Annotated in this window: 19 protein-coding genes; all 19 read left to right on the top strand. The window is 68.5% G+C overall.

Annotated elements, in window-relative coordinates; translation table 11 throughout:
- Positions 1 to 429 precede the first annotated feature (429 nt).
- The 19 genes from J7462_RS16020 (at position 430) to rplE (ending at position 12883) form a co-directional block, all read left to right on the top strand.
- Complete coding sequence (locus tag J7462_RS16020) at positions 430 to 852, top strand: hypothetical protein (RefSeq protein WP_208568321.1); 423 nt, start codon at positions 430 to 432, stop codon at positions 850 to 852.
- A 470-nt stretch (positions 853 to 1322) separates the two neighbouring features.
- Positions 1323 to 1697 (top strand): 30S ribosomal protein S12, encoded by a 375-nt coding sequence (gene rpsL / locus J7462_RS16015; RefSeq protein ID WP_007465318.1) that lies wholly within the window; start codon positions 1323 to 1325, stop codon positions 1695 to 1697.
- A 1-nt stretch (position 1698) separates the two neighbouring features.
- Entirely contained in the window at positions 1699 to 2169 is a 471-nt protein-coding gene (gene rpsG / locus J7462_RS16010) for a 30S ribosomal protein S7 (RefSeq protein ID WP_091242043.1), read from the top strand.
- Between the two features lie 75 nt (positions 2170 to 2244).
- Complete coding sequence (gene fusA, locus J7462_RS16005; RefSeq protein ID WP_208568208.1) at positions 2245 to 4341, top strand: elongation factor G; 2097 nt, start codon at positions 2245 to 2247, stop codon at positions 4339 to 4341.
- A gap of 217 nt (positions 4342 to 4558) precedes the next feature.
- The gene (gene tuf / locus J7462_RS16000; RefSeq protein WP_204924855.1) at positions 4559 to 5752 is read left to right on the top strand and encodes an elongation factor Tu; all 1194 of its coding nucleotides are present in this window, start codon (positions 4559 to 4561) and stop codon (positions 5750 to 5752) included.
- A 353-nt stretch (positions 5753 to 6105) separates the two neighbouring features.
- The gene (gene rpsJ, locus J7462_RS15995) at positions 6106 to 6414 is read left to right on the top strand and encodes a 30S ribosomal protein S10 (protein ID WP_007073037.1); all 309 of its coding nucleotides are present in this window, start codon (positions 6106 to 6108) and stop codon (positions 6412 to 6414) included.
- A gap of 11 nt (positions 6415 to 6425) precedes the next feature.
- The gene (gene rplC / locus J7462_RS15990; RefSeq protein WP_208568207.1) at positions 6426 to 7091 is read left to right on the top strand and encodes a 50S ribosomal protein L3; all 666 of its coding nucleotides are present in this window, start codon (positions 6426 to 6428) and stop codon (positions 7089 to 7091) included.
- Positions 7088 to 7768 (top strand): 50S ribosomal protein L4, encoded by a 681-nt coding sequence (gene rplD, locus J7462_RS15985; protein WP_208568206.1) that lies wholly within the window; start codon positions 7088 to 7090, stop codon positions 7766 to 7768. The genes rplC and rplD overlap by 4 nt, the downstream gene beginning before the upstream one ends.
- Entirely contained in the window at positions 7765 to 8067 is a 303-nt protein-coding gene (rplW, locus tag J7462_RS15980; RefSeq protein ID WP_007465304.1) for a 50S ribosomal protein L23, read from the top strand. Before rplD ends, rplW begins: the two co-directional genes overlap by 4 nt.
- A gap of 12 nt (positions 8068 to 8079) precedes the next feature.
- Positions 8080 to 8919 (top strand): 50S ribosomal protein L2, encoded by an 840-nt coding sequence (rplB, locus tag J7462_RS15975; RefSeq protein ID WP_091242024.1) that lies wholly within the window; start codon positions 8080 to 8082, stop codon positions 8917 to 8919.
- A gap of 12 nt (positions 8920 to 8931) precedes the next feature.
- Positions 8932 to 9213, top strand: coding sequence for a 30S ribosomal protein S19 (gene rpsS / locus J7462_RS15970; RefSeq protein ID WP_088647003.1), 282 nt, complete (start codon positions 8932 to 8934; stop codon positions 9211 to 9213).
- A gap of 40 nt (positions 9214 to 9253) precedes the next feature.
- Entirely contained in the window at positions 9254 to 9712 is a 459-nt protein-coding gene (gene rplV, locus J7462_RS15965) for a 50S ribosomal protein L22 (RefSeq protein WP_088647002.1), read from the top strand.
- Complete coding sequence (gene rpsC, locus J7462_RS15960; protein ID WP_088647001.1) at positions 9712 to 10584, top strand: 30S ribosomal protein S3; 873 nt, start codon at positions 9712 to 9714, stop codon at positions 10582 to 10584. The genes rplV and rpsC overlap by 1 nt, the downstream gene beginning before the upstream one ends.
- Before the next feature lie 3 nt (positions 10585 to 10587).
- Positions 10588 to 11013 (top strand): 50S ribosomal protein L16, encoded by a 426-nt coding sequence (gene rplP / locus J7462_RS15955; RefSeq protein ID WP_088647000.1) that lies wholly within the window; start codon positions 10588 to 10590, stop codon positions 11011 to 11013.
- Positions 11013 to 11249, top strand: a complete 237-nt coding sequence (gene rpmC / locus J7462_RS15950; protein WP_013288628.1) for a 50S ribosomal protein L29 — start codon at positions 11013 to 11015, stop codon at positions 11247 to 11249. Before rplP ends, rpmC begins: the two co-directional genes overlap by 1 nt.
- Positions 11246 to 11527, top strand: coding sequence for a 30S ribosomal protein S17 (gene rpsQ / locus J7462_RS15945; RefSeq protein WP_208568205.1), 282 nt, complete (start codon positions 11246 to 11248; stop codon positions 11525 to 11527). The genes rpmC and rpsQ overlap by 4 nt, the downstream gene beginning before the upstream one ends.
- A gap of 101 nt (positions 11528 to 11628) precedes the next feature.
- The gene (rplN, locus tag J7462_RS15940) at positions 11629 to 11997 is read left to right on the top strand and encodes a 50S ribosomal protein L14 (protein WP_007073026.1); all 369 of its coding nucleotides are present in this window, start codon (positions 11629 to 11631) and stop codon (positions 11995 to 11997) included.
- Positions 11994 to 12314 (top strand): 50S ribosomal protein L24, encoded by a 321-nt coding sequence (gene rplX / locus J7462_RS15935; RefSeq protein WP_208568204.1) that lies wholly within the window; start codon positions 11994 to 11996, stop codon positions 12312 to 12314. The genes rplN and rplX overlap by 4 nt, the downstream gene beginning before the upstream one ends.
- A complete protein-coding gene (gene rplE, locus J7462_RS15930) occupies positions 12314 to 12883 on the top strand; it encodes a 50S ribosomal protein L5 (protein ID WP_219464745.1) in 570 nt (189 codons plus the stop codon). The genes rplX and rplE overlap by 1 nt, the downstream gene beginning before the upstream one ends.

Raw genomic sequence — 12883 nt, 5'->3', positions numbered from 1 at the left:
TCGCGACAGGAGGACCCCGTGACGGAACCGGCGCCGCCGTCGGGAGGCGACCCGGGCGGACCGCCCGCCGGCTCCCCGGGTCCCGGCAACGACGCCGGGGCACCCGACCGGCGCGATCCCTGGGCCGTCGGCCCCTGGGGGGCACCGTCGGTCCCCGGGCCCGTCCACGGCACCGGCATCCCGCCGGAGGCCGCTCCGATCGGGTACGCCCCACCGCCGGCCCAGCCAGCCCCCTCCGCCGCCGGGCCGTTTCCGGCAGTTGGCGGATCACTGCGGGGCCCGCTGTCCCACCCACCGCCGGGCGGGGCCTACCCGGGGCCGGGTGGGTCGTATCCCGGGGCGGGGTCGTCGGGGATGTCGCCCGGGTCGTACCCGGGACAGCCGGCCGGGGCGGGCTGGCCGGCGCCCTCGGGGCACCAACCCGGGCCGCTGCCCCCACCGCCACCGGACGCCCCGCGCCCCCCGAAGCGGGTCGAACCGGTCCCCGGCACACCCTTCGCGGTGGTCCACCTCGACGTTCCGGCGGTCACCTCCGGCCCGGCGGTGGGGTCGCTGATCGCCGGGGTGGTGTCGATCCTGGTGTCGTTCCTGGTGATCTGCTTCGGGGTCGGGGGAGCGCAGCTCGGCGGGGCCTGGGCGGCCGGCGCGTTCACCGTGCCGGGCGCGCTGGCCGGCGCGGCGGCGATCGTCGCCGGGTTGCTGGCCCGTCGGCAGATCCGTCGGGCCGCGCCACCGCCGGCGGTGCGGTTCACCGGTCGGGGCCTGGCCACGGCCGGGATCAGTTGTGGCGGGGTGGGGCTGGTGCTCAGCCTGCTGGGGTTGGGGCTGGCGTTGCTGGTGCAGCTGGCGTGACCCCCGTCGCCCGGGGGTGACGGGCTGCGGCACGCGGCAGCCGGTACACTGGAGGTCCTAGGGGCCCGCCACGGGCGAGCAGCCAGGGCGTACGGCGTGGCCGACGGGGATCTGAGACCCGGCGGACCAGCCCGTTTTGACCTGCGAGGCTGTGGTAGGTACTCTTTCCCCTTGCGCCCGGGCATGCCCGGGCAACTCGTGCGTGCGCGGGATCCGGATCGGTCCGGAGATCACGCGGCCGTACGACACAGCCCAGGACCCGGCGTGCGGACGACCACGCGCCGGTGACAGAAATCCGGTGCGCGCGCGAGCGACCGCGCTGGAACCGTGAATCGGGCGACACGCCCGACCGCGGGTGCCGGGACTTCCGTGAGGTGGTCCCGGTCGGAATGTAGGAGAGTCGGCCATCAGGTCGGCTAACGAGCAGACGGCGCGGTCGCGTGAGCGGCCGAAGGGAGCGGAGAAACCCGGTGCCCACCATTCAGCAGCTGGTCCGAAAGGGCCGCCAGGCCAAGACGACCAAGACCAAGACCCCGGCGCTGAAGGGATCCCCTCAGCGGCGCGGTGTGTGCACCCGCGTGTACACCACCACCCCCAAGAAGCCGAACTCGGCGCTCCGCAAGGTCGCTCGTGTCAAGCTCAGCAGCCAGATCGAGGTGACCGCCTACATCCCGGGCGTGGGTCACAACCTGCAGGAGCACTCGATCGTGCTCGTCCGCGGCGGCCGGGTGAAGGACCTCCCCGGCGTGCGTTACAAGATCGTCCGCGGTTCGCTGGACACCCAGGGTGTCCGCAACCGCAAGCAGGCGCGCAGCCGTTACGGCGCGAAGAAGGAGAAGAGCTGACATGCCGCGTAAGGGACCCGCTCCGCGGAAGCCGCTGGTCGCTGACCCGGTGTACAACTCGCCTCTGGTCACCCAGCTGGTCAACAAGATCCTGATGCGCGGTAAGCGTCAGCTCGCCGAGCGCATCGTGTACGCGGCCCTGGAGGGCTGCCGCGAGAAGAGCGGCACCGACCCGGTCGTCACCCTCAAGCGGGCGATGGACAACGTCAAGCCGACCCTGGAGGTGCGCAGCCGCCGGGTCGGTGGCGCCACCTACCAGGTGCCGGTCGAGGTCCGCCCGGCCCGCGCGACCACCCTCGGTCTGCGCTGGCTGGTGACCTACTCCAAGGCCCGCCGCGAAAAGACCATGATCGAGCGGCTGATGAACGAGCTGCTGGACGCGAGCAACGGTCTGGGTGCCGCCGTCAAGCGGCGCGAGGACACCCACAAGATGGCGGAGTCCAACAAGGCCTTCGCGCACTACCGCTGGTAACAGCCTGGTTCCGGCGCCGGACCGGCGCCGGAACCGCCATCGGTCGAGTCGAGACGACGATAAGTAGGGATTGAAGTGGCCGCCGCAGACGCGCTCGCCAACGTACGCAACATCGGCATCATGGCGCACATCGATGCCGGTAAGACCACGACCACCGAGCGGATCCTGTTCTACACCGGTATCACCTACAAGATCGGTGAGGTCCACGAGGGCGCTGCCGTCATGGACTGGATGGAGCAGGAGCAGGAGCGTGGCATCACGATCACCTCCGCTGCCACCAAGTGTGAGTGGAAGGGCCACACGATCCAGATCATCGACACGCCCGGTCACGTCGACTTCACGGTCGAGGTCGAGCGGTCGCTGCGGGTGCTGGATGGTGCGGTCGCGGTCTACGACGGCGTGGCCGGCGTGGAGCCGCAGACGGAGAACGTCTGGCGGCAGGCCGACAAGTACCACGTCCCGCGGATGTGCTTCGTCAACAAGCTCGACCGTACGGGCGCGGACTTCTTCCGCTGCGTGCAGATGATGATCGACCGGCTCAACGCCACCCCGCTGGTGCTCCAGATCCCGATCGGGCTCGAGGGCGACCACATCGGTGTCGTCGACCTGATCGGCATGCGCGCCCTCACCTGGCGCGGGGAGACCCAGAAGGGTGAGGACTACGCGATCGAGGAGATCCCGGCCGACCTGGCCGACTCCGCGGCCGAGTGGCGCGAGAAGCTGATGGAGACCCTGGCCGACGTCGACGACGCGGTGATGGAGAAGTACCTGGAGGGCGAGGAGATCTCCGTCGAGGAGATCAAGGCCGCCATCCGGCGGGCCACCATCGCCAGCAAGGCCAACCCGGTGCTGTGCGGCTCGGCGTTCAAGAACAAGGGCGTGCAGCCCATGCTCGACGCCGTGGTCGACTTCCTGCCGTCGCCGCTGGACGTCCCGGCGATCGAGGGTACGGCCACCGACGGCGAGACCCCGATGGTGCGTAAGCCGTCGAAGAACGAGCCGTTCTCCGGTCTCGCCTTCAAGATCCAGACGGACAAGCACCTCGGCAAGCTCACCTACGTCCGGGTCTACTCCGGCCTGCTCGAGTCCGGCTCCCAGGTGGTCAACTCCACCAAGGACCGCAAGGAGCGGATCGGCAAGATCTACCAGATGCACGCCAACAAGCGGGAAGAGCGTCCGTCGGCGCAGGCCGGCGACATCATCGCGGTGCAGGGTCTCAAGCAGACCACCACCGGCGACACGCTCTCCGACCCGGCGAACCCGGTGATCCTGGAGTCGATGACCTTCCCGGAGCCGGTCATCTCGGTGGCGATCGAGCCGAAGACCAAGTCCGACCAGGAGAAGCTCGGCACCGCGATCCAGCGGCTGGCCGAGGAGGACCCGACCTTCCGGGTCCGGCTCGACGAGGAGACCGGCCAGACGGTCATCTCCGGCATGGGCGAGCTGCACCTGGACATCCTGGTCGACCGGATGCGTCGCGAGTTCAACGTCGAGGCCAACGTCGGCAAGCCGCAGGTGGCCTACCGCGAGACCATCCGCCGCAAGGTGGAGAAGGTCGAGTACACGCACAAGAAGCAGACCGGTGGCTCCGGCCAGTACGCCCGCGTCATCGTGAGCATCGAGCCGCTGCCGCTGGACAACGAGTCGCCGACCTACGAGTTCGCCAACGCGGTCAGCGGTGGTCGTATCCCGCGGGAGTTCATCCCGTCGGTCGACGCCGGTGCGCAGGACGCCATGCAGTACGGCATCCTCGCGGGCTTCCCGCTGGTCGGCGTCAAGCTGACCCTGCTGGACGGCCAGTACCACGAGGTCGACTCGTCGGAAATGGCATTCAAGATCGCCGGCTCGATGGTGATGAAGGACGCGGCCCGCAAGGCCGACCCGGCATTGCTCGAGCCGATGATGGCCGTTGAGGTCACCACTCCTGAGGAGAACATGGGTGACGTCATCGGCGACCTCAACTCCCGCCGCGGCATCATCCAGGCGATGGAGGAGCGCAGTGGCGCCCGCATCGTGAGGGCCCTGGTGCCGTTGTCGGAGATGTTCGGCTACGTCGGCGACCTGCGGTCGAAGACCCAGGGCCGGGCTAGCTACAGCATGCAGTTCGACTCCTACGCCGAGGTTCCGCAGAGCGTGGCGAAGGAGATCATCGCCAAGGCGACGGGTGAGTGACGCTCATCCGCTGCTGATCCGGTGAGTCGGGGCAGGTCGCGGGCGGGAATCCCGCCCGCGACCACCTCGGTCGGGTTGGATGAATCCGGGCCTGTAGGCTTCATCGCCGCAGAACCCACCAAGCTCTCCGGCCGCAGGCCGGAAAGGCTGTCGACAGAGTCCTAAGCGCCGTCCGGCGCGCCGGGGCGCGAACCAAGAAGTCCACAGGAGGACACCAGTGGCGAAGGCTAAGTTCGAGCGGACTAAGCCGCACGTCAACATCGGCACCATTGGTCACATCGACCACGGTAAGACGACGCTGACGGCGGCCATCACCAAGGTCCTGCACGACCAGTACCCGGACCTCAACCCGTACACGCCGTTCGACGAGATCGACAAGGCGCCGGAGGAGAAGGCCCGCGGTATCACGATCTCGATCGCACACGTCGAGTACCAGACCGAGGCGCGGCACTACGCGCACGTCGACTGCCCCGGGCACGCCGACTACATCAAGAACATGATCACCGGTGCCGCGCAGATGGACGGCGCGATCCTGGTGGTCGCGGCGACCGACGGCCCGATGCCGCAGACCCGCGAGCACGTGCTGCTGGCCCGTCAGGTCGGTGTGCCGTACATCGTCGTGGCGCTCAACAAGAGCGACATGGTCGACGACGAGGAGCTCCTGGAGCTCGTCGAGCTCGAGGTCCGCGAGCTGCTGTCGGCGCAGGAGTACCCGGGTGACGACCTGCCGGTCGTCCGGGTCTCGGCGCTGAAGGCCCTCGAGGGTGACCCCGAGTGGACCGGTCGCCTGCTGGAGCTGATGAACGCGGTCGACACCGCGATCCCGCAGCCCGAGCGTGAGACCGAGAAGCCGTTCCTGATGCCGATCGAGGACGTCTTCACGATCACCGGTCGTGGCACGGTCGTCACCGGTCGCGCCGAGCGCGGCATCCTCAAGCCGAACGAGGAGGTGGAGATCGTCGGCATCCGCGAGAAGTCGCAGAAGACGGTCTGCACCGGCATCGAGATGTTCCGCAAGCTGCTCGACGAGGCCCGCGCGGGCGAGAACGTCGGTCTGCTGCTGCGTGGCATCAAGCGCGAGGACGTCGAGCGCGGCATGGTGGTCGTCAAGCCGGGCACCAGCACCCCGCACACGGAGTTCGAGGCGACGGTCTACATCCTCTCCAAGGAGGAGGGCGGCCGGCACACCCCGTTCTTCCAGAACTACCGTCCGCAGTTCTACTTCCGGACCACGGACGTCACCGGTGTCGTCACCCTCCCCGAGGGCACCGAGATGGTCATGCCGGGCGACAACACCACGATGGCCGTGAAGCTCATCCAGCCCATCGCGATGGAGGACAACCTCAAGTTCGCGATCCGCGAGGGTGGTCGTACGGTCGGCGCGGGTCGCGTCACCAAGATCATCAAGTGAACTAGGTAACCCCGATTAGCGTTGCCGCCGGTCGTGCGGCATACTGGTCAGGTTGCGTAACGACGGTTAGTCGCCCGTGTCCGGCGTAAGTTGGACCTCCGGGACACTGACAATCGCGCGTAGGGTGGTTGATCGCCCCTGGCGGTCAACCACCCTCGCACGGCGTCCAGATCGCTGTGATGCGATCGGCGTCCAGACCCACCGGGTGACCAGATAGCTGCTCCGGAGACCCGGGGCGGAGCCTGGTCCGAGGGCGCGACACGCCCGACCGCGGGGGTCGGCGAAGCGGTCCTGTGCCAGCCGGTACAGGCACCCGCAACACAGCGGCATCGAGAGAAGGAACAGAAGCCACCATGGCGGGACAGAAGATCCGCATCCGGCTCAAGGCCTATGACCACGAGGTCGTCGACTCCTCGGCGCGGAAGATCGTCGAGACGGTGACGCGCACCGGGGCGCAGGTCGCGGGCCCGGTGCCGCTGCCCACGGAGATCAACCGTTTCTGCGTCATCCGCTCGCCGCACAAGTACAAGGACTCGCGCGAGCACTTCGAGATGCGTACGCACAAGCGGCTGATCGACATCATCGACCCGACCCCGAAGACGGTCGACTCGCTCATGCGCCTCGACCTGCCGGCTGGCGTCGACATCGAGATCAAGCTGTAGGGACCGGACAAATGGACAGGCAAGTCAAGGGGATCCTGGGCGCCAAGCTCGGTATGACCCAGGTCTGGGACAACAACAAGGTTGTGCCCGTGACCGTGGTTCAGGCCGGCCCGTGCGTCGTCAGCCAGGTGCGTAGCGCCGAGAAGGACGGTTACTCCGCGGTCCAGCTCGCCTACGGCACGATCGACCCGCGTAAGGCCAAGAAGCCGCTCGCCGGGCACTACGCCAAGGCGGACGTGGCGCCGCGCCGGCACATCGTCGAGCTGCGCACCTCGAACGCCGCGGACTACTCGCTGGGCCAGGAGGTCACGGTCGAGGAGTTCCCGGTCGGCGTGACCATCGACGTCACCGGCAAGACCAAGGGCAAGGGCTACGCCGGCCCGATGAAGCGGCACGGCTTCCACGGCCTGCGCGCCAGCCACGGTGTCGAGCGCAAGCACCGCTCGCCGGGCTCCATCGGCGCCTGCGCGACCCCGGGTCGCGTCTTCAAGGGCACCCGGATGGCGGGCCGGATGGGTGGCGTGCGCTACACCGTCCAGAACCTGACCGTCCAGGCGGTCGACACCGAGAACAACCTCCTGCTCGTCCGTGGTGCCATCCCCGGCCCCAAGGGCGCGCTGGTCCTGGTCCGCACCGCGGCCAAGACGAAGGTGAAGAAGGGCGGTGTGGCCAAGTGACCACCGTTGACGTCCGCAACGCCGAAGGCGCCACGAGCGGCTCCGTCGAGCTGCCCGCCGACATCTTCGACGTCCAGGCCAACATCGCGCTGATGCACCAGGTCGTGGTGGCTCAGCTCGCGGCGGCCCGGCAGGGCACCCACAAGGTCAAGACCCGCGGCGAGGTCGCCGGTGGCGGCAAGAAGCCGTACAAGCAGAAGGGCACCGGTCGGGCCCGGCAGGGCTCGATCCGCGCGCCGCAGTTCGCCGGCGGTGGCGTGGTCCACGGCCCGACGCCGCGCGACTACAGCCAGCGGACCCCGAAGAAGATGAAGGCCGCCGCCCTGCGTGGCGCCCTCTCCGACCGGGCCCGCGCCGGCCAGGTGCACGTCGTCGAGGCGTTCGTCTCGGGCGAGAAGCCGTCGACCAAGGCGGCCCTGGCGACGCTGGCCAAGCTGACCGAGGCCCGTCGGGTCCTGGTCGTGCTGAGCAGCACCGACGAGCTGAACTGGGTGTCGCTGCGCAACGAGCCGCGGGTGCACCTGATCGAGTCCGGCCAGCTCAACACGTACGACGTGCTGGTGGCCGACGACGTGGTCTTCACCAAGGACGCCCTGGACGAGTTCCTGGGCGTGCCCGCGGAGGACGGCCCTGCGGCCGAGTCCGCCGCCGAGACCACCGAGGAGGGTGGCAAGTGAGCACGATCGCCGACCCGCGGGACATCATCGTCGCGCCGGTCGTCTCGGAGAAGAGCTACAGCGAGCTGAACCGGAACTGGTACACCTTCCTGGTGCACCCGGACGCGAACAAGACCGAGATCAAGATCGCTATCCAGCAGATCTTCAACGTCCGCGTCCTGACGGTCAACACGCTCAACCGCCAGGGCAAGCGCAAGCGCACCAAGACCGGCTTCGGTCAGCGCAAGGCGACCAAGCGGGCGATCGTGAAGCTGGCTGACGGTGACCGTATCGAGGCCTTCGGCGGCCCGGTCAGCTGAGGGGTGTAGACAATGGCTATCCGTAAGTACAAGCCGACGACGCCGGGCCGACGCGGCTCCAGCGTCGCCGACTTCGCCGAGATCACCCGGTCCACGCCGGAGAAGTCCCTGCTGGCTCCGCTGCCCAAGAAGGGTGGCCGCAACGCCCACGGCCGGATCACCACCCGGCACCACGGCGGCGGTCACAAGCGGCAGTACCGCCTGATCGACTTCAAGCGGGTCGACAAGGACGGCGTGCCGGCGAAGGTCGCGCACATCGAGTACGACCCGAACCGCACCGCGCGCATCGCGCTGCTGCACTACGCCGACGGCGAGAAGCGCTACATCCTCGCGCCGAAGGACATGAAGCAGGGCGACCGGGTCGAGTCCGGTCCGGGCGCCGACATCAAGCCGGGCAACAACCTGCCGCTGCGCAACATCCCGGTGGGTACCACCATCCACAACGTGGAGCTGCGTCCGGGCGGCGGCGCCAAGCTGGCCCGTTCGGCCGGCGTCGGCATCCAGCTGCTCGGCCGGGAGGGCGTCTACGCGACCCTCCGGATGCCGTCCGGTGAAATCCGGCGGGTCGACGTGCGCTGCCGCGCCAGCATCGGCGAGATCGGCAACGCCGACCAGTCGAACATCAACTGGGGCAAGGCCGGCCGGATGCGCTGGAAGGGCAAGCGCCCGACCGTCCGTGGTGTCGCGATGAACCCGGTCGACCACCCGCACGGTGGTGGTGAGGGTAAGACCTCCGGTGGTCGTCACCCGGTGAACCCGCAGGGTAAGCCCGAGGGCCGCACCCGTCGTAAGGGCCAGCCGAGCGACCGGCTGATCGTCCGCCGCCGCTACGCCACGCGTAAGCGCGGCTGAGGGAGATAGAGCATGCCTCGCAGCCTGAAGAAGGGCCCGTTCATCGACGACCACCTGCTCAAGAAGGTGGAGACGCAGAACGACAAGGGCTCGAAGAACGTCATCAAGACCTGGTCGCGCCGCTCGACGATCATCCCCGAGATGCTCGGGCACACGATCGCCGTGCACGACGGACGCAAGCACGTCCCGGTGTTCGTGACCGAGGCCATGGTCGGGCACAAGCTCGGCGAGTTCGCGCTGACCCGCACGTTCAAGGGTCACGAGAAGGACGACCGGAAGAGCCGCCGGCGCTGACGCCGCGGGCATACGGATAGAGGAACAAGGGGTTACAGCGATGCCAGGAAAGGGCGACGCTCCGGTGCTTCCGGGCGCGCGGGCGGTTGCGCGACACGTGCGCATCTCGCCGATGAAGGCGCGCCGGGTGGTCAACCTCGTCCGCGGCCTGCCCGCGAAGGAGGCGCTCACGGTGCTGCAGTTCGCGCCGCAGGCGGCGAGTGAGCAGGTGTACAAGGTGCTCGCGAGCGCGATCGCCAACGCGGAGAACAACGAGCGGCTGGACCCCGACGCGCTGCTCGTCAGCGAGGCGTTCGTCGACGAGGGCCCGACGATGAAGCGGTTCCGGCCGCGGGCGCAGGGCCGGGCGTACCGGATCCGCAAGCGCACCTGCCACATCACCGTGGCGGTCGAGGCGGTCGCGCCGGCCGCGCCGAAGAAGTCCGCGGCGAAGAAGGCGGCACCGGCGCAGCAGGCCGAGCCCGCGGCGACCGAAAGTAAGACGGAGGGTGCCGAGTAATGGGTCAGAAGGTTCACCCCACTGGATTCCGGCTCGGCATCTCGACCGACTGGAAGTCCCGCTGGTTCGCGGACAAGCTCTACAAGGACTACATCGGCGAGGACGTCAAGATCCGCCGGATGATGTCCAAGGGGCTCGAGCGCGCCGGCATCTCCAAGGTCGACATCGAGCGCACCCGGGACCGCGTCCGGGTCGACATCCACACCGCCCGGCCGGGCATCGTCATCGGCCGTAAGGGTGCGGAGGCCGACCGGATCCGCGGCGAGCTGGAGAAGCTCACCGGCAAGCAGGTGCAGCTGAACATCATCGAGGTGAAGAACCCCGAGTCGGACGCGCAGCTGGTCGCCCAGGGTGTCGCCGAGCAGCTCTCCAGCCGGGTCAGCTTCCGTCGGGCCATGCGCAAGTCGATGCAGTCGGCGATGAAGAACCCCGTCTGCAAGGGCATCCGGGTGCAGGTCTCGGGCCGCCTCGGTGGCGCCGAGATGAGCCGCACGGAGTTCTACCGCGAGGGTCGGGTCCCGCTGCACACGCTGCGGGCCAACATCGAGTACGGCTTCTTCGAGGCCCGTACCACCTTCGGCCGGATCGGCGTGAAGGTCTGGATCTACAAGGGCGACGCCGTCCCGGGCCGGGAGGCCCCGGCCGAGGCCGGTCCGTCCCGCCCGCGTCGTGGTGAGCGTGGCGACCGGCCCGAGCGGCCGCGTCGTGGCCGGTCGGGTTCGTCCGGTACGACCGCCGGCGGTACCGAGGCCGGCCGGGCTGCCGCGACCACCATCGCGCAGCAGGCCGAGACGCCGAGTGGCGAGCCCGTCGACAGTTCCGCTGTCGCCGCGGCCGCCACCCAGCCGGCAGAAACGCAGCAGGAGGGCTGACAGATGCTGATGCCGCGCAAGCCCCCGAAGGGCTTCCGCAAGCCGCACCACCCGGACCGCCACGGCGCGTCCAAGGGCGGTAACCGGGTGGTGTTCGGCGAGTTCGGGATCCAGGCTCTCGAGCCGGCGTACGTGACGAACCGGCAGATCGAGTCGGCACGTATCGCCATGACCCGGCACATCAAGCGTGGTGGCAAGGTCTGGATCACGGTCTTCCCGGACCAGGCCCTCACCAAGAAGCCGGCCGAGACCCGGATGGGTTCCGGTAAGGGCTCGCCCGAGTGGTGGGTCGCGAATGTCAAGCCGGGGCGGGTGCTCTTCGAGATGTCCTTCCCCAACGAGCAGATCGCGCGAGAGGCGATGCGTCGCGCGATCCACAAGCTCCCGATGAAGTGCCGCATTGTTACGCGCGAAGTGGGTGAATCCTGATGGCAGCGGGCGTCAAGCCTTCCGAGCTGCGTGAGCTCTCCGAGGAGGAGCTGGTCACGAAGCTGCGCGAGGCCAAGGCGGAGCTGTTCAACCTCCGCGTGCAGGCCGCCACCGGTCAGCTGGACAACAACCGGCGGTTGCAGGTCATCCGTCGGGAGATCGCCCGGATCTACACGATCATGCGTGAGCGCGAGCTGGGTCTCTCGGCCGCGCCGACTGAGGTGACTGCATCATGAGCGAGACCGAGAACACCACCGCCGACGTGCGGGCCCGCCGTAAGGTTCGTGAGGGCCTGGTGGTCAGCGACAAGATGGACAAGACCGTCGTGGTCGAGGTCGAGGACCGCGTCAAGCACGCGTTGTACGGCAAGATCATGCGTCGTACCCGCAAGCTGAAGGTGCACGACGAGCCGAACGCCGCCGGCATCGGCGACCGGGTCCTGATCATGGAGACCCGGCCGCTGTCCGCCACCAAGCGTTGGCGCATCGTGGAGATCCTCGAGAAGGCCAAGTAGCGAAGGCTCGAGCTCGGCCGGTTTCGGTCGGGCGCAGGTTCCGCCAGGCTCCGGCCGCCCTCGACGGGCGGCCGGAGAACCGGCAGACATAGGAGATAGACGTGATTCAGCAGGAGTCGCGACTGCGCGTCGCCGACAACACGGGTGCCCGGGAGATCCTGTGCATCCGGGTTCTCGGTGGCTCCGGTCGGCGCTACGCGAGCATCGGCGACGTCATCGTGGCCACCGTCAAGGACGCGATCCCGGGTGCCGGTGTGAAGAAGGGCGACGTCGTCAAGGCCGTCGTCGTCCGCACCGCCAAGGAGAAGCGGCGGCCGGACGGCTCGTACATCCGTTTCGACGAGAACGCCGCCGTCATCATCAAGGACGGCGGGGACCCGCGCGGGACCCGTATCTTCGGCCCGGTGGGTCGTGAGCTGCGGGACAAGCGGTTCATGAAGATCATTTCCCTCGCGCCGGAGGTGTTGTGACCGTGAAGGTCAAGAAGGGCGACACGGTCATCGTCATCGCCGGCAAGGACAAGGGTGCCAAGGGCAAGGTCATCGCGGCCTACCCACGGCAGGACAAGGTCCTCGTCGAAGGCGTGAACCGGGTCAAGAAGCACACCCGTATCAGCACCACCCAGCGTGGCGCCAAGACCGGTGGCATCGTCACCCAGGAGGCCCCGATCCACGTCTCGAACGTGCAGGTCCTGGACTCCGACGGGAAGCCGACCCGGGTCGGTTACCGCTTCGACGACAACGGCCAGAAGGTCCGCATCGCGCGTAGCACCGGTAAGGACCTGTGATGACCACGGCTACCGAAACCAAGACCCCGCCGCGCCTCAAGGAGCGGTACCGCAACGAGATCGTGGCCAAGCTGCAGGAGCAGCACAACTTCGGCAACCCCATGCAGGTGCCGCGGTTGGTCAAGATCGTCGTCAACATGGGCGTCGGCGAGGCCGCCCGCGACGCCAAGCTGATCGACGGCGCCGTGCGCGACCTGGCCACGATCACCGGCCAGAAGCCGCAGGTGCGGCGGGCCACCAAGTCGATCGCGCAGTTCAAGCTGCGTGAGGGCATGCCGATCGGCGCGAAGGTGACCCTGCGCGGCGACCGGATGTGGGAGTTCCTGGACCGACTGCTGTCGATCGCGCTGCCGCGTATCCGTGACTTCCGCGGCCTCGACGGACGCAAGCTGGACGGGCACGGCAACTACACGTTCGGCCTGACCGAGCAGTCGGTGTTCCACGAGATCGACCAGGACCGGATCGATCGCCAGCGGGGCATGGACATCACGGTGGTCACGACCGCCACGACCGACGACGAGGGCCGGGCGCTGCTCAAGCTCCTGGGCTTCCCGTTCAAGGAGAACTGA

Source organism: Micromonospora sp. RL09-050-HVF-A (genome assembly GCF_019374995.1).
GTDB classification, from domain to species: domain Bacteria; phylum Actinomycetota; class Actinomycetes; order Mycobacteriales; family Micromonosporaceae; genus Micromonospora; species Micromonospora antibiotica.
Note: the sequence above shows the minus strand (reverse complement) of the source record. Positions and strands in the feature narration are given on the sequence as shown.

Excerpts from the sequence above, each read along its gene's own strand:
- rplV (WP_088647002.1), top strand. The coding sequence starts at position 9,254 with ATGCCAGGAAAGGGCGACGCTCCGGTGCTTCCGGGCGCGCGGGCGGTT.
- rpmC (WP_013288628.1), top strand. The coding sequence starts at position 11,013 with ATGGCAGCGGGCGTCAAGCCTTCCGAGCTGCGTGAGCTCTCCGAGGAG.
- rplP (WP_088647000.1), top strand. The coding sequence starts at position 10,588 with ATGCTGATGCCGCGCAAGCCCCCGAAGGGCTTCCGCAAGCCGCACCAC.
- rplE (WP_219464745.1), top strand. The coding sequence starts at position 12,314 with ATGACCACGGCTACCGAAACCAAGACCCCGCCGCGCCTCAAGGAGCGG.
- rplC (WP_208568207.1), top strand. The coding sequence starts at position 6,426 with ATGGACAGGCAAGTCAAGGGGATCCTGGGCGCCAAGCTCGGTATGACC.
- rpsS (WP_088647003.1), top strand. The coding sequence starts at position 8,932 with ATGCCTCGCAGCCTGAAGAAGGGCCCGTTCATCGACGACCACCTGCTC.
- rpsG (WP_091242043.1), top strand. The coding sequence starts at position 1,699 with ATGCCGCGTAAGGGACCCGCTCCGCGGAAGCCGCTGGTCGCTGACCCG.
- rpsJ (WP_007073037.1), top strand. The coding sequence starts at position 6,106 with ATGGCGGGACAGAAGATCCGCATCCGGCTCAAGGCCTATGACCACGAG.
- rpsC (WP_088647001.1), top strand. The coding sequence starts at position 9,712 with ATGGGTCAGAAGGTTCACCCCACTGGATTCCGGCTCGGCATCTCGACC.
- rplB (WP_091242024.1), top strand. The coding sequence starts at position 8,080 with ATGGCTATCCGTAAGTACAAGCCGACGACGCCGGGCCGACGCGGCTCC.
- rpsQ (WP_208568205.1), top strand. The coding sequence starts at position 11,246 with ATGAGCGAGACCGAGAACACCACCGCCGACGTGCGGGCCCGCCGTAAG.